We start from the raw sequence: 20,896 nt of genomic DNA on the forward strand, positions 1-20,896 counted from the left end.
ATCAGCAAATGGCAAATAATCAAAACCGCCGTACAGCGATAAAAAACATGGTTACCGGCACAGTTGCGGTAGGCGCGGCAGGTATGCTGTCATCGCTTACAAGCGAAGCTGCCGAACCGGATAACACCAATATGGCATTAAAAGGAAACATTAACCACTCGGTATGCCGGTGGTGTTATAATGATATGTCGGTTGACGCTTTGTGTGCTAACGCCGCAAAAATGGGCATTAAAGGTATCGACCTGGTTGGCCCAGCCGATTGGCCTACTTTAAAAAAACACGGATTGGATTCGCCGATGTGTAATGGCGCCGAGATAAACCTGACCGATGGTTTTGCCGAGCCTAAATTTCACGCGCAACTGCAAAAAAACTATTCGGAGATGATCCCAAAAGTGGCTGCGGCCGGGTATACCAACCTGATCTGCTTTAGCGGTAGCCGCCGTGGCATGGATAACGAAACCGGTTGGAAAAATTGTGTGGAAGGGTTGAAACCCCTGGTTGCATTGGCCGAAAAACATAAGGTAGTACTGGTGATGGAATTGCTGAACAGCAAGGTAAACCATAAGGATTACATGTGCGATCGCACATCGTGGGGTGCGGAACTGTGCAAACGCTTAGGATCGGAGAATTTTAAGTTGCTTTACGATATCTACCACATGCAAATTGACGAGGGTGATGTGATCCGTAATATTAATGATAATCATCAGTACATCGCGCATTACCACACCGGCGGTGTGCCCGGACGTAATGAGATCGACGAAACCCAGGAACTCTATTATCCGGCTATTATGAAGGCCATAGCCGCCACCGGTTTTAAAGGTTACGTAGCGCAGGAGTTTATCCCAAAAAATCCGGATAAAATGGCATCGCTAAAAAAGGCTATCCAGATCTGCGATGTTTAATTTATAAATAACCATTAATCCATCTAACTATATATAATGAATAACAGAAGAGATTTCCTTAAGCAAAGCGCTATGCTGTCAGCAGGTATGCTTTTGGCCAAACCCGGTATGCTTTTGGCTGCGCCATCAAACCTAAAGGTGGGCATACAGCTATATTCCATGCGCGATTTTTTGCCTAAAGATGTAAAAGGCACTATTGCCAAAGTGGCCAAAGCCGGCTATAAAGAAGTGGAGACCTTTGGTTATGATACCACTAAAAAATCGTTCTGGGGACTGAGCGCTAAGGATTTTAAATCGTTATTGAGCGATAACGGCCTTACCTCGCCAAGCGGCCATTACGGTGCCGATCTATTTTTTGATAAGGGAAAAACCGACGATCAGAAGGCTTATATCGATGCCGCGCATGCTTTAGGGCAAACTACCATCGTTATCCCGTATTTGAACGATACCTGGCGCAAAACCGTAGCCGATTTTAGTACTTGCGCGCAAAAGATCAACAAGATAGCTGCCATGAACAAAGCCGCGGGCCTGAAAACAGGATACCATAACCACAACTTCGAGTTTGAAGCGATAAATGGTACCATGTTATACGACGTACTGCTGAAGGAGACCGACCCGTCGGTTACTTTTGAAATGGACCTGTATTGGGTAGTCCGTGCCGGCCATGACCCGATCAAACTGATGCAACAGCACCCGGGCCGCTTCAGCATGTGGCATGTAAAGGATATGGACAAAAAGAACCATGGCATTAATACCGAGATCGGTTCGGGTACTATCGATTTTAAAAAGATCTTTACCGAGCAGAAGTTATCGGGCGTGAAGCACATCTTTATGGAGCAGGAAAACTTCGGGATGGATGCTTATGCCAGCATTACGCAAAGCGCGGCCTATATTAAAAATACGCTGCTTAAATAAATTGTATACAAATCATCTGACTATGAAACGTAATTTGTTATTTGCTTTTGCCTTAGGTGCTGGTTTAATGACCGCATCGGCGCAAGCTAAGCACGAGGACACTGAAGTTTATACACCAGTGCCACCTATAGTTACCCCCGGCGCTACCAATACCGCCCCCCCGTCTGACGCGATCATCCTTTTTGATGGCAAAAACATGGATCAATGGGTAAGTACCAATGATAAAAGCCCCGCTAAATGGACGGTAGAAAACGGAACCATGAAGGTGAGCAAGGGTGCCGGGAATATCGAAACCAAACAATCCTTTAAAGATTACCAACTGCACATTGAGTGGAAGATCCCCGAAAACATTACGGGCAGCGATCAGGCACGCGGCAATAGTGGTGTGTTTTTAGCATCGATAGGTAAGGGCGATGCCGGTTACGAACTACAGGTGCTGGATAACTACAATAACAAAACCTACACCAACGGACAAGCAGGCAGCATCTACAAGCAATCTATCCCGCTGGCCAATGCTAATAAAAAACCTGGCGAATGGCAAACGTACGATGTGATCTGGACAGCTCCGGTATTTAACACAGATGGCAGCCTGAAAAGCCCGGCCCGGGTTACCGTTTTGTTTAACGGTGTGTTGGTTCAAAACAATTTTGAGTTGAAGGGGCCGACCTTATATATCGGTCAGCCGGCATACACGCAAGCACATGGTGCCAGCCCGATAAAGTTGCAGGCCCATGGCGACAAAAGCGAACCGATCAGCTTCAGGAATATTTGGGTGAGGGAGATAAAGCCTTTGCAATAGCAAAGCGGCGATCACTCACCCGGTCTACGCTTCGCTGGACCACCCTCTCTTGCCTGCGGCAAAAGAGAGGATTTGATAACCATAGTGAGGGGTTTGAACCCCCTCGCTACAGACAAATACTGTAAAACTTGCCGGCTGCCCGCGCAGCGAAGAGAGGGCCGGCGAGCGAAGCAACGTCGGGGTGGGTAAAGAGGTGGCAGAGCAGCAAACCCGCGTTAGGGATTGCAGTGTAAAGCCCACAGCGTGTAGTGGAAATGCGGGAAGGCAAGGCGAGGACTTGGAACGGAAAGCCCGGGCCGGAGGCAACGCCCAAAGAGAGGAGATATATAATCTTATAAACCCCCTCCCTGCCACAACACCGTCCGTCGCGCCCCTCCCTTGGGAGGGAACTAAATAGTGATTAATAAAAAACTAAATTGATGAAACTAAGATTAGGCATGATAGGCGGTGGCAGCGGGGCTTTTATTGGCGCGGTGCACCGTATAGCTGCCCGTATTGATGATAAATACGAACTGGTTTGCGGCGCTTTCAGCAGCGATGCCGAAAAGAGCAAAGCTAGCGGGCTACTGTTAGGCATCCCCGAAAGCCGGGCGTATGGTTCGTATGTTGAATTGATTGAAAAGGAAAAGCAACTACCGGAAAATGAGCGTGCGCAGGTGATCAGCATCGTAACGCCAAATCACGTACACTTCGCGCCAACCAAGATGGCTTTGGAGAACGGTTTCCACGTAGTATTGGATAAACCCATGACCTTTTCTTTAGCCGAAGCCCTTGAACTGGAAAAAGTAGTTGCAACCAGTGGCAAGCTGTTTTGCTTAACGCATACATATACTGGTTACCCCATGGTAAAGGAGGCCCGCCAATTTGTGGCTTCCGGTAAATTGGGTAAGGTGAGGAAGGTTTATGTAGAATATCCGCAAGGCTGGTTGAGCCAGTTTACCGAAGCTACCGGCAACAAGCAGGCCACCTGGCGTACCGACCCTAAGCAAAGCGGCATTGCCGGTGCTATGGGCGATATTGGTACCCACGCTTTTAACTTATTGGAATATGTAAGTGGCCTTCAGGTAACTAAGCTTTGCGCCGATATTAATATTGTAGTAGAAGGACGCAAACTGGATGACGACGGTGCTGTATTACTTAAACTATCTAACGGCGCCAGCGGCGTGCTGATGGCTACCCAAATAGCTGCGGGTGAAGAGAATAACGTAAAGATCCGCGTATATGGCGAGCACGGCGGGCTGGAATGGCAGCAGTGCGATGCCAATACCCTGCAGGTGAAATGGCTGGATAAACCAACTGAGATATGGCGAACCGGCGCGGGTTATACCAGCAGTTTCGCGCAGCATAATACCCGCACGCCGCCAGGCCATCCTGAGGGATACCTGGAAGCATTTGCTAACCTGTACCGCAACTTTGCCGAATGTGTAGATGGAGGACTGGAAGGCAGGCAACCATCACCCGAATCGATGGATTATCCGGGAATTACCGAAGGGGTACGCGGTATGGCCTTTATCGAACATGTGATCGAATCGGGCAAGTCTGAACAGAAATGGATCGACCTGAAAATATAATCAACCTATGAAAACAATTAAAGGACCAGCCATATTTATAGCGCAGTTTATTGGCGATACAGCGCCATATAATAGTTTGGATTCTATTTGCAAATGGGCAGCGGGTTTAGGCTTTAAAGGTGTGCAATTGCCCACCGGCGATCCGCGTTTTATCGATCTGCAAAAGGCCGCCGAAAGCAAGACCTATGCCGATGAGATAAAAGGCATCGTTAACGCCGCCGGATTAGAGATCACCGAGTTATCTACCCACCTGCAAGGTCAACTGGTGGCCGTAAACCCGGTTTATGATAACCTGTTCGATGGTTTCGCGCCCGAGCAATATCGTAATAATCCTAAAGCCCGGCAGGAATGGGCCGTTCAGCAATTGAAATATGCCGCCAAGGCATCACAAAACCTGGGCTTAACCGCCAGCGTTACATTTAGCGGGGCTTTGCTGTGGCCAATGGTATACCCATGGCCGCAAAGGCCGGCAGGTATTGTTGATACCTGCTTTACCGAACTGGCCAATCGCTGGAAACCGATTTTGGATGTATACGAAGACCACGGTATCGACCTGTGTTACGAGATCCACGCCGGCGAGGACCTGCACGATGGCATCACCTACGAGATGTTTTTGGATAAAGTAGATCAGCACAAACGCGCTTGCTTATTGTACGATCCATCACACTTTATATTGCAATGCCTGGATTATTTGGAATATATCGACATTTATCACGAACGAATTAAGATGTTCCACGTAAAAGATGCGGAGTTTAACCCGACAGGCCGTCAGGGCGTTTACGGTGGCTATCAAAACTGGGTAGACCGTGCCGGGCGCTTCCGTTCGCTGGGCGACGGGCAGGTTGATTTTAAATCGATCTTTAGCAAAATGGCACAATACGATTTCCCGGGCTGGGCGGTACTGGAGTGGGAGTGCGCGTTAAAGCACCCCGAGGATGGCGCACGCGAAGGCGCGCAATTTATAAAAGACCACATCATCAGGGTAACTGATAAAGCGTTTGACGATTTTGCGGCGTCGGGCGCGGATGAGGCATTGAACCGTAAAACTTTAGGTATATAACAGAAACAGAAATACAACACCCCAATAACAACTAATGAAAAAGTCTATTTTAATTCTTTCTTTATCTTTAGCTATCGCGGCTTGCGGCGGTAAATCAAGCAACAGCGGCAGCGATACTACCAATACCAAACAGGATGCTGTAGCGCAAAACTCAAGTACCGATACAGCCGGCGCTAAAAATGGTACCGAAGCCGTTGGCGGCACCTCAAAAGGCGAAAGCCTGATGGCATCGGCCGATTGCAATACCTGTCATAAATATGATACTAAGCTGGTTGGTCCTTCGCTTAAGGATATCGCCGCCAAATACACATCGGCCGATGTAGACAAACTGGCCGATAAAGTAATTAAGGGCGGTAGCGGCAGCTGGGGCGATGTGGCCATGACCCCGCACCCCTCTGTATCTAAGGATGATGCCAAAGCTATGGTAGAGTACATCCTTACGCAGAAATAAACCAACCAAACCAATTATAAACCTTTAATCAATTTTGCTATGGGAAGCACAATTAAGATCAAATTATCCGTCATGATGTTCCTGGAGTTTTTCATCTGGGGCGCGTGGTTTGTTACTATGGGTACCTATCTGGCTAATTCGTTGAAAGCATCGGGTACACAGATCGGTACCGCTTATGCAACGCAGTCTTTAGGTGCTATCATAGCGCCGTTCATTATCGGTCTTATTGCTGATAAGTATTTTTCAGCGCAGCGGATATTGGGTATACTTCACCTTATTGGCGCGGCATTAATGTGGTATGCCACTACGCTTGGTAATTTCGACAGCTTTTACCCTGTGATATTGCTGTACATGATCATTTATATGCCAACCCTGGCGCTGGTTAACTCGGTGTCTTTTAAGCAAATGACCAACCCCAACAAGGAGTTTCCGCCAATTCGTTTTTTTGGTACGCTCGGTTGGATCATTGCGGGGACTATTATAGGGAAATTAGCCTGGGAGCATAATAATACACTGATACTTACTTTTAAAATGGCCGCTGTGGCTTCATTAGTGTTAGGTTTGTTAAGCTTTACCCTGCCAGATACCCCACCTGTAAAGAAAGGTCAGAAAACCACTTTTGGCGAACTCATTGGCCTGGAGTCAATCGGTTTATTAAAAAATCGGTCTTACCTTATTTTTTTCCTGGCTTCAATTGCTATCTGTGTACCACTGGCGTTTTATTATAATTTCACAAACCCGTTTCTGAATGAAGCGGGTATGAAGGAGGCTGCCTTTAAACAATCGTGGGGGCAGTGGTCTGAATTGATATTTATGGCAGCTATGCCTTTGTTTTTTGTGCGATTGGGGGTGAAAAAAATGCTTGCGATAGGCATGCTCACCTGGGTAGTAAGATATGTGTTTTTTGCTTATGGAAATGGTGATGCAAACTACTGGATGTTGATTGCCGGTATTGTAGTTCACGGTGTATGTTACGATTTCTTCTTTGTAACCGGTCAGCTTTATACAGATAATTTAGCTGGTGATCGCTTTAAAAGCGCTGCGCAGGGCTTTATTACACTTGCTACCTATGGTGTGGGTATGCTAATCGGTTCTTATATTTCAGGCCCGCTGGTTGATGCGCACAAAACTGCCACAGGTCATGATTGGCATGCTATCTGGTTGATTCCAGCTGAAATAGCTGCGGTTGTGCTTATTGCATTCCTGCTGTTTTTCAGAGATAAGCCGGTTGCAGTAACTGAATCAACGGCCGTATTATAATCGTTTTAGACAGTGTAAATGTCATTTCGACCAATTGTCGGAATGACATTTTTTATTTAATTTGGTTGATATGATTGCCAAATATCTACGCCACATCCTGGTACCGGGCATAGCTTTATTAGCCGGACTGCAAACCTCCAATGCCCAAAGCGGGATAACCAATATCCCCGATACCTCATTCTCATACAACAGCGCGTTCGCGGGTGTTAAAAAATCAAATCCCGAGGCCCGCATTCCGCAGCTAAACCTGGGCGATAGTGTAAGCACGGTGAAGGATATTGTTTATTGCACCATTAACAATCATGCTTTAAAACTGGATGTTTTTTCGCCAACTAAATATAAAGGCAAGCTGCCTGCTTTGCTGATGATATTTGGCGGTGGGTGGCGTTCGGGTAACCGCACCATGCACTGGCAAATGGCCCAATCAATCGCAGCAAGGGGCTATATTGTTATCACTGCCGATTATCGACTCTCAACCGAAGCTTTATACCCCGCGGCGGTAAACGATTTAAAAACGGCCATTAAATGGATGCGTGATAAAAGCGGTCAATATCGCATAGATAAGGATAAGATTGCCGTATGGGGTTTTTCAGCCGGCGGGCAATTGGCGGCTTTGATAGGTACCACAGCCAATAATCCCTTATATCCGGGCAACCCCGGTTACAGGATAACTTCAGATGCTGTGCAGGCGGTTATAGATGTGGACGGTACGCTGGCCTTTGTTCATCCCGAATCGGGCGAGGGGGACGAGAGCAAGCATCCATCAGCAGGCACGTACTGGTTTGGGGCTACCAAAGCCCAGCGCCGCGATCTGTGGATAGAGGCCGGTCCGCTAATGCATGTAGATAAGCATACACCACCCATCCTGTTCCTGAACAGCAGCGTAGACCGTATGCATGCGGGCCGAGAGGATATGATCAAAAAGTTGGATTCTTTAGGCGGTATCTACCACGAGGTGCATACCTTTAAAGGCGCGCCGCATTCGTTTAACATGTTCGAACCATGGTTTACCCCGACGCTGAATTATTCAGTTGCCTTTTTAGATAAGATATTCAAGGGCAAATAATCCTACTTATACCTGCTTAAATTGGGTTCATTCTTTTTAGGACGGGTTAACTCGTACTGATAGATCACCTGCGCCAGGTTCTTCAGGAATGGCAGGCACACCGTGGTATACTCGTACTTGTTGTCGTTATAAATCCCATCCTCGTTTGATTGTACTACGGCCGATAGCAGGAATTCCGTTTTGGTTTTAAAGTTGACGATGCAGGCATTATCGATATCATACCCATACGAATCGCCCACCTTGTTAAATATGCGGATATCGGGGTTGATGACCGCGCTGCTGTCGCCGCCATAAAACAAAAACTTGCAATAAGCCGGAAAGTAATCGGGCCGGTTATAAGTTGGCTTCTTGCTTTCGGTTGGATACATGCTCATGTATTTATAAATGAAACGGTAATCATTATCCGTTAGGTTAAAGCGTTCGTTCTTCGGAAATGTTTCCGGGAAGAGTAAGCGTCGCAATACCATCTGCTGATCGGCCAGCGGGTAGTTGTTCATGTTCGAGAAATCGAACGGTCCCATTACCAGTTTATCGTTGCGGTCCAAGTAGCCCTTGCCTTGTTGCAGGTTGTCGGTTGCGGCCATCGGGTAATCGTTATTATCAATTAGTTCAGGTTTGGTGTAGATCAGTTTATCGCCATTGTAAAAGCGGATGGGGTTGGTGTGGCGTGCACGGTCGCCGCCATCGCCAATAGCGAGGCGGCCAACAATGCGGGTTTGGGTTAGTCCGTACTTTTTTAGCTTTTGGTTAATCTCTTCGCGACCGACAAATTCGTACAAACGGTTATAGGCATCGTTATCACTTACCAGTAGTATCTTCTTCATGTAGTTCTCTAAACTCGGCAGTCCGGTTTTAGATGAGGTATCGCGGGTTACTTTGGTTTGTCCGGCAAAGCTGCTGTCGGTTATCATGCTTGATTGCCGACTGAGCCCCTTTATCTTCAACTCATTCAACTTCTCCAGCGCGAAGATGAGCGTAGGCAACTTCACTGTACTGGCAGGGTAGAAGTAGCGTTTAGGATTCAACCGGTAACTGTACGATTTGAAATGCGGTATGTTATGCTCATCGCGGTCTATCTGTGTATACAGTATCTGCACCTCGTTTTGGGTAGGGTGCTTCAATATCCCCGCAAATAGTTCGGGATGGCTTTCCAGCATGTTTTTCAGGAATAGGGTATCCGGTTGTTGGGCGAAGCTGTTTAACGATGCAAACATAATGAATGTAGCGAAGAGTAGTTTTTTCATGATGGGATGGCGCGATAGCTTTTACAAAAATAAGCTTAAATAAAAATGCCCCGCCATAACAGCGGGGCATTGGGTATAATGATCATTCTAACTTATCGGTTTGTAGTGTTATCAAAACGGCAACGGTTGGTAGCAGTACCGGTTGTTGATACCGTCATATCGCCAAGTGCGGTAATGGTATATACGCGGCCCTGGGTTAAGCCTACTGCTGATGTACCGTTACGCACAACAACGTTGGTTGTTGCGTTAGATGGATAACGGCCATACAACTCGTAAATACCAACTGGAACGGTTGTAAAAGCCGAAGCTGATTTATAAGCAACAGCGCTGGCTACCTTAGTTTCGGCACCTGTAGTTGTGTTTTTAACATACAGGTCTAACGGTTCGGTACCGTTTGATATGGTATTAACCAAACGTATAGATACGGTTACCTTATCATCAGCAGGCATGGTATCGCCAATAAGGAACATATCGCTGGTTTTGGTGGTTGTGTTATAAAAGCCACCGGTATATAAGCTGTAAAGCTTATTGCTTTCCAACGTGCCGGTTACTGTACCAAGTGTTACGTTGGCATTAGCAGTAGCGGTTGACGATACGACAGCCTTAAAGGTATAATTACCCGCGGCCATTGTAGCATAGTTTGATGCAGGTAATACACTGCCATAAGCCAAGCCTGCTGCGGCCTCGGCGCCGGTAGCGCTTAAGGTTGCGGTTACCTTGGTGTCATTAGCATAAAAGTTTACCGATGGCATGTTCACACTAAAGTTGAAGAACTTGATCTGCGGGGCAGACGGATCTACTGGCGCGTCGATAGTTTTAAACTCCTGCTTTTTACACGAGAACGTTAAGGATAACAGCAGCAGTGCTGCCATTTGTATATATTTTCTTTTCATTATAGTCAAAATTAAGGTTGAACTATCCATGTTTGTTTGGTATGGTAATCAGGGGCAAGGCCGCCTATAGCGGTAAGGCCTGGTACGTTCCATACATAATCTGAGTTATAACGCGGCCTGATGCGGTAAGCTGGCTTACCAGCATTATCGGTATAAAGCGTGGTTGGGAATACATACCCTATAAACACCTGGCCACCGGCTGGGTCTGCATCGGTATAATGGTACCTGCGCAGGTCCATCCATGTTTCGCATGGTGCCCAGGCCCATTGCGCGATGTATTTCTGGCACATGATCATCGATATCTTCAGATTAGCAGCTGTTGGAACGATTAGCGGGTTTGACAGGAACGCCGACTTTTCTGCAGCGGTGATCTGGGTAACGTTTTGACCGTTCTCTGAGTTGCGGGTGTTCACAAAATCAATATGGGCAGATATACCATTATTGTAAGCTGTTAAAGCTGTTGCCTTATCGCCGGCTTTGAAAGCCGCTTCTGCTTTAATAAACTGCAATTGCGCATAGGTCATTAATGGGAATTTGCTCTTGTCGTCAAAAATATACCTTACCGGTGTGCCGGTTGCAGGCAAACTAGCATAACCCCAAATGTTGTTTGGCAGGGTATTGGCATTAAACGCGCCGGTACCTGCACCGGTGGTAACACCACGGTAAACACCATCAGGCGATGCGGAAAGAATACGGCTCATACGCGGATCAACAACGCCACCAAAAGCACCACCATTCATCAGGTTAACAATCATTGGGGTTTGCCTGTAAGTGTTAAAGTTATTACGGGTTGGGCCTATAAAGTTACGGTCATCATTAGCGGTACCGGTATATTGCAACAATGCATCGTCGCTGTTGCTGGCGAACGATTTATCAATAGCAGCAATAACATCAGCCGGTTTATAGGTTGATTTGTTGCTGTAGTGATTAAGTGTCATCCCCAGTAAGCCATAGGCAAATTTTAACCATTTTGTACGGTCGCCTTTATAGATCAGGTCGGTTTTGCCCAAAAAGGTAGCGTCAACAGCGCCATCCGTGCGTTGCAGGTTGGTGATAGCCAAACCTAATAAGCGCTGCACTTCGCCATAAACATACTCCTGGCTGTCGTAATCAAATGTAGTACGCAGCGGGTCGAATGCTTCCTTAACAATGATCTCGCCGTGGATATCGGTTAAGGTTAACCAGCCCCAGGCCTTCATCACATAACCTACACCCAAAAGGTCCCAGCGTTGCTCGGCCTCGCTCTTGGTCATCATATCTATCAGGTTATCGCCAAGGCTCCAGTAAACATCGCGCCAAAGTTCGGCGCCGTTATCACTGGCCGGGTCGTAACCTTGCAGGTCCCAGGTGGTACCAGCCGAGGTGGAGGTGAAGTTTTGGGTATAACGGCCTATAAAGCGCTGATCGTAAATTGGCGCGGTGGCCATCCAGTGCTCCATGGGCGAAAGGTATAAGTTCGCAGTTACAGTCTGCGGAGCATTTGGATTGGTATTAACATCCAGGTACTTTTTACAACTGCTTACCGATACAAGGCAAGCGGTTAATAATAATATAATTTGAAACTTTTTCATGATCATCTTTATAATCCTATTTTAACGCCAAAGTTTAAACCAATAGGCATCGGGAAGTTGCCATAATCTATACCACCCGCGCCCGAACCGCCTACTGCTGCCGTGTTACCGTTAACTACTGGGTCTAAACCTTTGTAGTTGGTGATCAGGAACAAATCGGTAGCGGTTACAAATACGCTGGCATTCTTTAAAAAGTTTTGCTTCCTTAATAAGCTTTGCGGTAACTGGTAAGCCAGTGTTACATCGCGCATACGTATCCAGTTAATATTCTTTTGGATAAACAACTCCTCGCTCATTGATGTATAGTAAGCGTTTTGATAGTATGGCGTAACTACAATGTTGTTAGCAGTTGGTGTAGCGCTGTTTTCCTTGCCATCCTGTAACACACCTGGTATAATGCGGCTTGTTTTACGGTCGAGCGTGCTTGGGCTTAAACCTAAGGTGGTCAGGTAGTGGTCGGTAGCATCCAATACGTCGCCGCCCTTCCTGAAATCTAACAGGAACGATAACGAGAAGTTTTTATACTGGAAGTTGTTACTTAAACCAAAGGTAAAGTTAGGGTTCCTGTCGTAACCGGCATCAAAGAATGTGGTTGAGCGGATAGGCAGACCCGAGCTTGGGCTGATCAGGATCTGGCCTTGGTTGTTGCGCAGGTAAAATAAACCGGTTAACGAGCGGGTTGAATGGCCCGGGGTGTTACCGTTACGCACGTTATTGTATAGCCAGGTATCTGATACGTACGACTCCGGCAGCGCGTTTGGCAGCGCGGTTACAGTACCTTTATCAGCATAAAAATTACCAGTAGCATTCCAGGTGAAATTGCTGGTTTTAACCGGTGTGCCACGCAGGGTGATCTCGATACCTTTATTTTCGGTGGCGGCACCGTTAAGGTTGAACAGGATGAAGCCTGTAGCATAGCTGCCGCGGATATCGTTCACGATCTGATCGGTAGTGGTTTTGCGGAACACAGTCACATCTAAACCTAATCTGTCTTGCAGCCATGATAACTCGGCGCCAATTTCGTAAGATTTAGCAAATTCTGGCTTTAATGCAGGGTTAGGACCGTAGAAGCCGTAGCCATAACCGCCGCCGGTGGTCAGCTTGCTTTCAAGCGCGGCAGCGTACGAGTACGGGCGGGCATCCTTACCTACCTGTGCATACGCGGCGCGTAACTTACCAGAGTAGAAGTATTTCTTCATAGCGCTAAACGCGTCGGTAAATACAAAGCTGGCAGAAACTGACGGGTAGTAGAATGAGCTTTTATCGTACGGGATAGTAGATGTATGGTCATTGCGGATGGTACCGGTCAAGTATAAATAATCTTTATAGCTTAAGGTAGCGCGGCCGAAGTAGCTGTATAAGCGCCTTTGGCTGATGGTGCTTTTTACACCGCGGCTGGTTGGCAGGGTGTTATTAAGCGATATAAAGTTAGGGTCTAAGAAGTTCTCACCGTAACCATCCTCGCTATCGCCATATTGCGAAAGGATTGAATTACCTAAGGTAGCATCAATGCTCAGGTCTTTAATTAACTTTTGTGGTGTAAGGTTAACTAAGTTTTGTATACTGATGTTGCGGGTTTGGTCATTCAGCACATCCATTAAACCATTGCGACTGAAGCCGATAGCACTTTCAGGGTGCCTTAATTGCAGGTATTGGGTATTGTAAGCATCAACACCGGCGTTAGTTTTAATATTTAACCATTTAAAGGGCGTAATGGTTAAGCCCAGGTTGGTTAAAAAACGGTTGTTTTTTGATGTGTTGAGGTTTTTGTTTACGCTGAAGTAAGGATTGTCAACTTCGCCACTACCTAAGGTGCCTAAGCCGCTCAATCGCCTGGTGCCGGCCGGGGTAAGATAGTTGGCAGCGTCGTCTGTTTGCGGCCAGTCTAATAAACCCAGCAGCGGGCCAACGCCACCTTTAAGCGGTTGCCTGTTATAAGCATACTCGTAGCTCATGCTAAGGTCGGTTTTTAACCATTTGGTAACTGTGCTTTGGGTGGCGCCGGTTACGTTAAGCTTATTATAAATACTATTTGGTACCACCCCGTTTTGGCCGGTGTATGAGGTAGCTACGCGATAGTTGCTGCGATCTGTACCACCAGAGAAGGATAGGTTATGCTTTTGGGTATGACCATCCTGGAAGAAGTTCTTCACGTTATCGTATAGTTGGGTACCTGCCGGATATTCAGGGCCAAAGTATTCGTAGTATGAACTGGCCAGCGCTGTAATTTGTGGGTTACCCGCAGTGCCGGGAGCATAAGTGTGTTGTACCTGTGGTACACCGTTAACGTGCTCTATGCGGAAACTGTTGCTGTAATCGATACGGCCTTCGCCCGGTTTACCGCGTTTGGTGGTGATAACGATGGCGCCGTTAGCCGCGTCGATACCATAAAGAGCCGCAGCTTCCGGACCTTTCAACACTACAAGGCTTTCAATATCCTCGGGGTTGATGTCGGCCGCGCGGTTGGTAAAGTCGATACCGCGATTACTTAAGGCAGTAGTCGAACTTACGTCCGAATAGAAAGCACCTGTATTAAGCGTTTTGTTATCAATGGGTAAACCATCCACAATAAACAGTGGGGAGTTGTTGCTGCTGATAGAGCTTACACCACGGATGGTGATTGAGGTTGAAGCACCCGGAACGCCAGATGTACTGGTAACTTCCACACCGGCAATACGGCCCTGCAACGAGTTAATGAAGTTCTCGCGTTGTGTACCAGCAATATCAGCGCCTTTTACGCTTTGTTGCGATGTACCTAGCGCGCGTTGCTTAACAGTTTGGCCCAGTGCGGTTACTACAACTTCGTTAATTTGTTTGGTGTCCGATTTTAAGGCTACGTTCATCGGGCCTTGCGCGGCCGAAACGCTAATTTCCTGGGTTACGGTACCTATAAAGGAAAACACCAGCACCTGGCCTGTAACAGCCCTGATGCTGAAACCCCCGGTGGCATCTGTTTGTGTACCGGTTGTTGTTCCTTTGATCTTAACGGTTACACCCGGCAGGGGATACCGATCCTCGGCCGAAGTTACCTTTCCTGTAACGGTTTGGGCCTGTGCATAGGTTTGCACGGTCCAGCAACAAAGTCCCAGGAAAAAAAGGAGTAAACTTTTTTTCATACGTGAATTGTTTGGTTAATTTATATTAGTTGTTTGTTATGCTTGCAAGGCTGCTTTTAAACTTGCAGGTTTTTGCGGGAATTGGTTCGAAAAACCGCATGTTTGCAAAACAGTTAATAAAGATATGTAAAATTAATTTTATGTTTTGCATGATTTAGCTAATTTTATTTTAAAACCATGCAGAAAACCGCAACTTTTCTTTTTGTAAAAAATACACTTTGCTATGCTTAAAAAAGAGCGCCATACCTATATCATCAGGCAGGTAAACCTCCACAACAAGGTGCTGTCATCCGATCTGGCCATCGAGCTGAACGTATCGGAAGATACCGTGCGCCGCGATCTGAACGAACTGCACGAATCGGGGCAGGTAGTGAAGGTGCATGGCGGGGCTTTATCGCGCTCGTATCATTATCCGTTTCAGCATAACAATATTTACGCGGCTGATGCAAAGAAGGGTATAGCCCGCAAAGGCATCGGGCTGATTAAGGATGGCATGGTGGTATTAACCGGCGGCGGCACAACCATTATCGAGATGGTTACCATGCTGCCACCCGATCTGTCGGTTACCATATTTACCATAAGCCCGCCGGTAGCCCTGCAACTGGCCGATCACCCGCTAATAAAAGTAGTGCTGATAGGCGGCGAACTTTCCAAAGATTCGCAGGTGTGCACCGGCACCCAGGTGGTAAGTTATCTTGGCGAGATCAAATTCGACCTGTGCTTCCTTGGTACAAATGGTATATCCTTGCAGGATGGCGTAACAGATTCGGACCTGGATATTGTACAGGTAAAAAAGGCCATGATCAAAGCATCAAAACGGCTGGTTATTATGTGTATTGCCGAAAAACTGAACTCGGTACAGCGCATGCGCGTATGCGACCTGCAGCAGATCAGTTGCCTCATCACCGATCTTGACCCGGCTGATCATATCCTGCAGGCTTATCGTAAGCAGCATTTGCAGTTGTATTGATTAAGATTTTAACCACAGAGGACACGGAGGTTTACACAGAGGACACAGAGAATAAAGTTCGCTTCTCCTGATGACTTTGCAAAGCTCTGTGTCCTCCGTGCTTTTTCTCTGTGACCTCTGTGGTTAATTCTCCTGTAATATCTTTGTTCCCTTTGTGGTTAAACTCTAACCTAAAATGTATTTTTAAACCATCACAATGGAAGACAAAAACAATAAGAAAACCATTTGGGCATGGTGCATGTTCGATTGGGCCAATCAATCGTACAATATGGTAATTACCTCTACCATATTTCCGGCTTATTACGTAGGCATTACCGCTAATACGGTTTACGGTAAAAACACCGTCAGCTTTTTTGGGCACAAGTTTGTAAATACGGTTTTGCAAAACTATGTGCTGGCGGCATCGTACCTGCTGATCGTGGTTTTATTGCCCATATTAACTTCCATTGCCGATTATCGCGGCGCCAAGAAACTGTACCTGCAATTATTTACCTGGTTGGGTAGCCTGGCCTGTGCCGGTTTGTTTTTTATGAAGGAGGGCGGACCGATAGAATTTGGCATGATCTGCTTTGGCCTGGCCACCATAGGTTATTGCGGCGGATTTGTGTTCTATAACTCGTACCTGCCACAGATAGCCACCCTTGATAAACAAAACGATGTAAGCGCCAAAGGCTTTATTTACGGCTTCGCGGGGAGCATTGTAGTGCAGTTGGTTTGTTTGGTAGGCGTATTATTCCACGATACTTTTGGCATTACCGAAGATATGGGCGCGCGCATATCCTTTGTCATCGTATTTTTATGGTGGATAGGTTTTGCCATTATTCCGTTCCGGATCTTACCTAAAGGTGAGCCTAACGCCGGATCGCACAAGTTTAATGTACTGACAGGCGGGTTTAAGGAACTGGCTAAAGTATTAGGTAAGATCAAGGAAATGCCTTTGGTAAAACGGTTCCTGCCCGCGTTTTTCTTTTACTCGGTTGGGGTGCAAACCATTATGCTGGTTGCCGCCGAATTTGCCGCCAAGGAGTTACACATGAAGGACGACGACCTGATCACCATTATACTGGTGATACAAGTGGTGGCTATCATTGGCGCCTGGTTGACCTCGCTGGCATCCAACAAATGGGGTAATACAAAGGCGTTGATTGTGCTGGTAGTTTTTTGGACCATAACCTGTCTGTGCGTTTACTTTATCGCCAACCAAAGCCAGTTTTATGTAGCCGCGTTTGCTGTGGGTTTAGTAATGGGAGGGGTACAGTCGCTCTCGCGTTCAACTTATGCTAAACTGCTGCCCGAAAATATACCGGATACGGCATCTTACTTCAGTTTTTATGATGCTACCGAAAAGCTATCGATTGTAGTTGGCTTAGCCGTTTTCGCTTATGTGGAAGATCATACCAGCACCATGCGTAATTCAGCACTGGCGCTGGATGTGTTTTTTGTTATCGGCTTACTGTTGCTGATCGTTCTGCAGGTAGCCGAGAGCCGTAAGAAAAAAGAAGCGGCGTTAAACGCCGATTAGGCCGATTTCAGGTTGCGGTCGCCCGGGTTTTCCTGGTAAATGCTTTGTATCTGCTCCTGCGCGCTGATCACGTTGATGAGTTGCTGCACTAACACCGGTGTAGCGCTGCCCATGATCTGGCTCCATTCGCCATTTTTATTAAGTGCCAGCCAGCTCTGCTGAACATCAGATATTGCCGATGGCAGGGCTATTTTGTAAAGTGTTTCGCGGCGGTAATTGTGTTTTAAAACCTTTGTCTCGAACGATGTGCCGTTGTGGTTAAACTTTACCGGAAATATGTTGTGTTTCTGATGGATCATATACTAATAACACCTCTTTACAACCTTTGTTTGTGTGTTTTTCTTACAAGTTAAACTTTAGTATCTGTGTAGCAATTAAGTTACATGTTACGCTTTTTTAACCCGACTGACCGTTCTTTTACGCCCGTAAATATTTTATCAAAATAATACGTCTGTGATTTAACGATACCGGTAAATATTTTTAACCTTTTGGTATATTGGTACGTAATAATGCCATATCGTTAACGTATTAATACGTAATACTCAACATTACATGAAAGATACCCTTATCGTATTAGGCGCATTAGTTGTTTTACTTGCCCTTTGGTTCATCTTCAGGGGAACCGGGACTAAACCTGTTGACGAAGAGCCGGATGATAAATAGTTCTTTTAGGTGATTTCACCGATTAAGTGATGATTTCACCGATACCGCAATCAAAATCGGTGAAATCATTTCCTCAAATCGGTGAAATCAAAAAATCAAGTCGGTAAAATTCCAACTATAAAAACTTCTTCAAATACTCCAGGTAAATATCCCAGTCGCTTGGTACGGTGCCGTGCCCGCCCTGATGCATAAAGTAGCCCAGGGGGTTATAAGCCAACGAGGCATCCTTAGCCGCAGGCCACGGCGCGTTGCCCGGCCCCTGCAATCCAAATAAATTATAAACAGGTTGTGCCGATACAGCCGACAGAAACTCGCCATGCGGATCAGACCATAGGTCGGTATCCCCTGTTTGCAACAACAGGCTGCGCGGTGCCATTAAGGCCACCAGCATGTGCGCGTCTACCGGCGACAGGTTAAAATCGCCGGCGTATTTATGCCATTGGGCCGCGAACTGGTAAAAGTAGCGCGAGGTGTCGCTCATATGTGCCAGGTTCTCGCCATAATTACGGCGACTAAGCGCCGCGCCGCCCTCACCCGAGCAACTGGCCAGCACTGCTTTAAAACGGGTATCATGCGCGCCGGTCCATAACACGGTTTTACCCAGGCGCGATACACCGTGCAGGGCAACGCGATTAGCATCTATTTGCTTATCGGTCTCCAAATAATCCATAGCGCGGCTCAGGCCCCAGCTCCAGGCAGATATGGCGCCCCATTCACTATCGCCGGGGATGGTTTGCCCGGGTTTCATGTATTTGCCGATGATGCCGTATTTATAACCGGTTTTAAAATCAGGCTCGATATCGCCATAATAAATAGTAGCAATGCCATAACCCATGCCGGTAACACGTTCTATCAGTTCTTTCTTCATCGAACCCAGCCCCATTTTAGGAGCCGGCACCTTCTTGCCATTTTTATCCCACATGGTACCCTGCTTCACGCCCGGATCATCAACCGACATGCTGGAATTTGGCGAGAACGATATCATCAATAACAGCGGAACGGGTTTTGCAGATTTTGCCGGCAGGTACATCAGGATATCCATTTTCTGGTCGGTAGTATCCTTGGTAAAGTAAACGGTTACCTGTTTGCGTATGGTGCCGCCGCCAAAAACAGGTGTGCCCTTATCAAATACATTAAAACGCATACCTGCAGGTTTGCCGGGCATGGTGCCGTATTGGTTTTCTTCAAACAGTTTTACTATTTCAGGCCGGCGCTTGGTTAGCCAGGTTTGCTTATCCGTAACCTTTTGACCGTTCTTCATGGTCAGCACATCGGGCAGGGTATAGTTGCCTACTTTATCCTCATCGTAATTTACGGGGATACCCGCCACCATTGCAGCCGGCGGTTTGGCCGCTGGTGTGTTTTGGCCCAAAGCAACATGCCCCAATGCAGCGCAGGCGCTAAATAATAAAAGGCTTTTTGTTAAACGATACATAAAATCGGGTTTTATGGTGATGTTTGATAGGATTTATTTTAACTGGTATGGTGTGGCTGGCACAGGTATCATGTCAGGTGTTTTGGGTTGAGGCAAGGCAGCCGCGCTTTCAAGCCCGTTACCGGTTACGTTATAGGTGCTAAGCAAAGGCCCGGTATATCCTTTTACATTGATCCCGCTGATCTTAGCGTTTTTAATATTGGCCAGCGATATCCCCTTTTTGCAAGTGCCGCTGATATTGCTTAGTGTAAACCCATCCAGCGGTTTGCTGGGGTGTACGCCTACGCCATCTACCAAAACAGGCACATCAGTTACCTTAATATTAGTAAAGCTGAAGTTTTTGGTGGTAGGGATGCCCTCTAAACCGGGCACCGGCACCTGGTCCTGCAAGCCACTGCCGCTCAGGTTAAAGCGCAGCAGGCCGCCCTCCATACCGGTAACCTCGATATTATTTACGCTGATATTCTCGACAAAAGCACCACGGCCAACATTGCTTTTCATATAAAGCGCGAATGTTTTGGCGGCGGTGAACTTGCAATTTTCGATAGTAACGTTCCTTATCCCGCCCGATGTTTCGCTGCCGATACCGATGCAGGCAAATATCGAATCGGCAAAAGTGCAGTTGCTGATGTGAACATTTTGGGTAGTGCGCAGCAGGGTATAACCCTCCATGCCGCGACCAGACTTTAAGGAGATGCAATCATCGCCCGTAGCAATATCACAACCATCAATGGTAACGTTCTCGCACGAATCTACATCTATGCCATCGCCATTGCCGCCTGTACTGCGGATGTGTAGATTTTTTATTGTTACCGCATTACAATAAGTTAGGTGGATCGACCACATCACACGGTATTCGGTAGAAAAGCCCGAAAACTCTACGCCGGTGCAATCTATCGGTTCAATTAATGCCGGTCTGCGTAAGGGGTTATCAGCAGTTGGTCGGCCGCCTACAACTGTACTTCCCATAATTTTCCCTGCGCCCTGAATCGCGATTGACTTAGCACCCACGGCGTAGATCAGCCCCGAATAGCCTTGTATCCATTTACCCTCCCAGCGCACCTGCATCACGGCGTAATCCTTCAAATCGGGCGAACCAATGATAACGGCATCCTTTTCTAAATTTAAGGTAACCAGCGAGCGTAATTGGATAGCCCCGGTAAGATAATTCCCGGCAGGAACTAACACGATGCCGCCGCCAAGCACGCTGCACCTGTCGATAGTTTGCTGTATGGCCTGCATGTCTTTAGTCTGCCCATCGCCAACAGCACCAAAATCACGGATATTGAGCACCAGTTTTTTTACCTGTGCTAATACAGGCGCATTACTGGCATGATTTGTAACGGGCATATTAACCGCCAGTGATGCGGCAGGCAAAGCCAGTAAACCCATCCCGGCTTGTTTTATAAAAGTGCGGCGTGTATTGTTATTGCTCATATGCGGTTTATCCGCATCCTG

General features: G+C 47.0%; 17 protein-coding genes. 10 read left to right on the forward strand and 7 right to left on the reverse strand.

Annotated elements, in window-relative coordinates:
- Nucleotides 1–8 precede the first annotated feature (8 nt).
- The 8 genes from HQ865_RS03475 to HQ865_RS03510 all read left to right on the forward strand — a co-directional run bounded on the left by HQ865_RS03475 (nucleotide 9) and on the right by HQ865_RS03510 (nucleotide 8,024).
- Complete coding sequence (locus HQ865_RS03475) at nucleotides 9–902, forward strand: hydroxypyruvate isomerase family protein (protein WP_173413551.1); 894 nt, start codon at nucleotides 9–11, stop codon at nucleotides 900–902.
- 36 nt (nucleotides 903–938) lie between these two features.
- Nucleotides 939–1,817 (forward strand): TIM barrel protein, encoded by an 879-nt coding sequence (locus HQ865_RS03480; protein ID WP_173413552.1) that lies wholly within the window; start codon nucleotides 939–941, stop codon nucleotides 1,815–1,817.
- 22 nt (nucleotides 1,818–1,839) lie between these two features.
- Nucleotides 1,840–2,616 carry a 3-keto-disaccharide hydrolase gene (locus tag HQ865_RS03485; protein WP_173413553.1) on the forward strand — a complete coding sequence of 259 codons (777 nt, stop codon included), beginning with the start codon at nucleotides 1,840–1,842 and terminating at the stop codon, nucleotides 2,614–2,616.
- Nucleotides 2,617–3,035: 419 nt separating this feature from the next.
- A complete protein-coding gene (locus HQ865_RS03490; RefSeq protein WP_237073738.1) occupies nucleotides 3,036–4,187 on the forward strand; it encodes a Gfo/Idh/MocA family protein in 1,152 nt (383 codons plus the stop codon).
- 7 nt (nucleotides 4,188–4,194) lie between these two features.
- Nucleotides 4,195–5,247, forward strand: a complete 1,053-nt coding sequence (locus HQ865_RS03495; protein ID WP_173413554.1) for a sugar phosphate isomerase/epimerase family protein — start codon at nucleotides 4,195–4,197, stop codon at nucleotides 5,245–5,247.
- 34 nt (nucleotides 5,248–5,281) lie between these two features.
- Entirely contained in the window at nucleotides 5,282–5,698 is a 417-nt protein-coding gene (locus HQ865_RS03500; protein WP_173413555.1) for a c-type cytochrome, read from the forward strand.
- A 39-nt stretch (nucleotides 5,699–5,737) separates the two neighbouring features.
- Nucleotides 5,738–6,958 carry a nucleoside permease gene (locus HQ865_RS03505; RefSeq protein ID WP_173413556.1) on the forward strand — a complete coding sequence of 407 codons (1,221 nt, stop codon included), beginning with the start codon at nucleotides 5,738–5,740 and terminating at the stop codon, nucleotides 6,956–6,958.
- Nucleotides 6,959–7,028: 70 nt separating this feature from the next.
- Entirely contained in the window at nucleotides 7,029–8,024 is a 996-nt protein-coding gene (locus HQ865_RS03510) for an alpha/beta hydrolase (RefSeq protein ID WP_173413557.1), read from the forward strand.
- A gap of 2 nt (nucleotides 8,025–8,026) precedes the next feature.
- Here HQ865_RS03510 and HQ865_RS03515 read toward each other — a convergent pair whose 3' ends face one another.
- The 4 genes from HQ865_RS03515 to HQ865_RS03530 all read right to left on the reverse strand — a co-directional run bounded on the left by HQ865_RS03515 (nucleotide 8,027) and on the right by HQ865_RS03530 (nucleotide 14,848).
- Nucleotides 8,027–9,268 (reverse strand): serine hydrolase, encoded by a 1,242-nt coding sequence (locus HQ865_RS03515; protein WP_173413558.1) that lies wholly within the window; start codon nucleotides 9,266–9,268, stop codon nucleotides 8,027–8,029.
- 92 nt (nucleotides 9,269–9,360) lie between these two features.
- A complete protein-coding gene (locus HQ865_RS03520) occupies nucleotides 9,361–10,161 on the reverse strand; it encodes a DUF4397 domain-containing protein (protein WP_173413559.1) in 801 nt (266 codons plus the stop codon).
- Nucleotides 10,162–10,172: 11 nt separating this feature from the next.
- Nucleotides 10,173–11,732, reverse strand: coding sequence for a SusD/RagB family nutrient-binding outer membrane lipoprotein (locus tag HQ865_RS03525; protein ID WP_173413560.1), 1,560 nt, complete (start codon nucleotides 11,730–11,732; stop codon nucleotides 10,173–10,175).
- Nucleotides 11,733–11,740: 8 nt separating this feature from the next.
- Complete coding sequence (locus tag HQ865_RS03530) at nucleotides 11,741–14,848, reverse strand: SusC/RagA family TonB-linked outer membrane protein (protein WP_173413561.1); 3,108 nt, start codon at nucleotides 14,846–14,848, stop codon at nucleotides 11,741–11,743.
- 223 nt (nucleotides 14,849–15,071) lie between these two features.
- Here HQ865_RS03530 and HQ865_RS03535 point away from each other — a divergent pair, with 223 nt between their 5' ends.
- A complete protein-coding gene (locus tag HQ865_RS03535; RefSeq protein ID WP_173413562.1) occupies nucleotides 15,072–15,818 on the forward strand; it encodes a DeoR/GlpR family DNA-binding transcription regulator in 747 nt (248 codons plus the stop codon).
- Nucleotides 15,819–16,014: 196 nt separating this feature from the next.
- Complete coding sequence (locus tag HQ865_RS03540) at nucleotides 16,015–17,340, forward strand: MFS transporter (RefSeq protein WP_173413563.1); 1,326 nt, start codon at nucleotides 16,015–16,017, stop codon at nucleotides 17,338–17,340.
- On the opposite strand, the gene HQ865_RS03545 is transcribed toward HQ865_RS03540, so the two are convergent.
- The 3 genes from HQ865_RS03545 to HQ865_RS03555 form a co-directional block, all read right to left on the reverse strand.
- The gene (locus HQ865_RS03545; RefSeq protein ID WP_173413564.1) at nucleotides 17,337–17,639 is read right to left on the reverse strand and encodes a hypothetical protein; all 303 of its coding nucleotides are present in this window, start codon (nucleotides 17,637–17,639) and stop codon (nucleotides 17,337–17,339) included. The two genes, HQ865_RS03540 and HQ865_RS03545, sit on opposite strands and share 4 nt — an antisense overlap.
- Nucleotides 17,640–18,118: 479 nt before the next feature.
- Nucleotides 18,119–19,438: a glucuronyl esterase domain-containing protein gene (locus tag HQ865_RS03550; RefSeq protein ID WP_173413565.1), complete on the reverse strand. Its 1,320-nt coding sequence runs from the start codon at nucleotides 19,436–19,438 to the stop codon at nucleotides 18,119–18,121.
- 33 nt (nucleotides 19,439–19,471) lie between these two features.
- On the reverse strand, nucleotides 19,472–20,875 hold the full coding sequence (locus HQ865_RS03555; RefSeq protein ID WP_173413566.1) for a glycoside hydrolase family 28 protein: 1,404 nt from the start codon (nucleotides 20,873–20,875) through the stop codon (nucleotides 19,472–19,474).
- Between the last annotated feature and the right edge of the window lie 21 nt (nucleotides 20,876–20,896).

This window comes from Mucilaginibacter mali, from assembly GCF_013283875.1.
Taxonomy (GTDB): domain Bacteria; phylum Bacteroidota; class Bacteroidia; order Sphingobacteriales; family Sphingobacteriaceae; genus Mucilaginibacter; species Mucilaginibacter mali.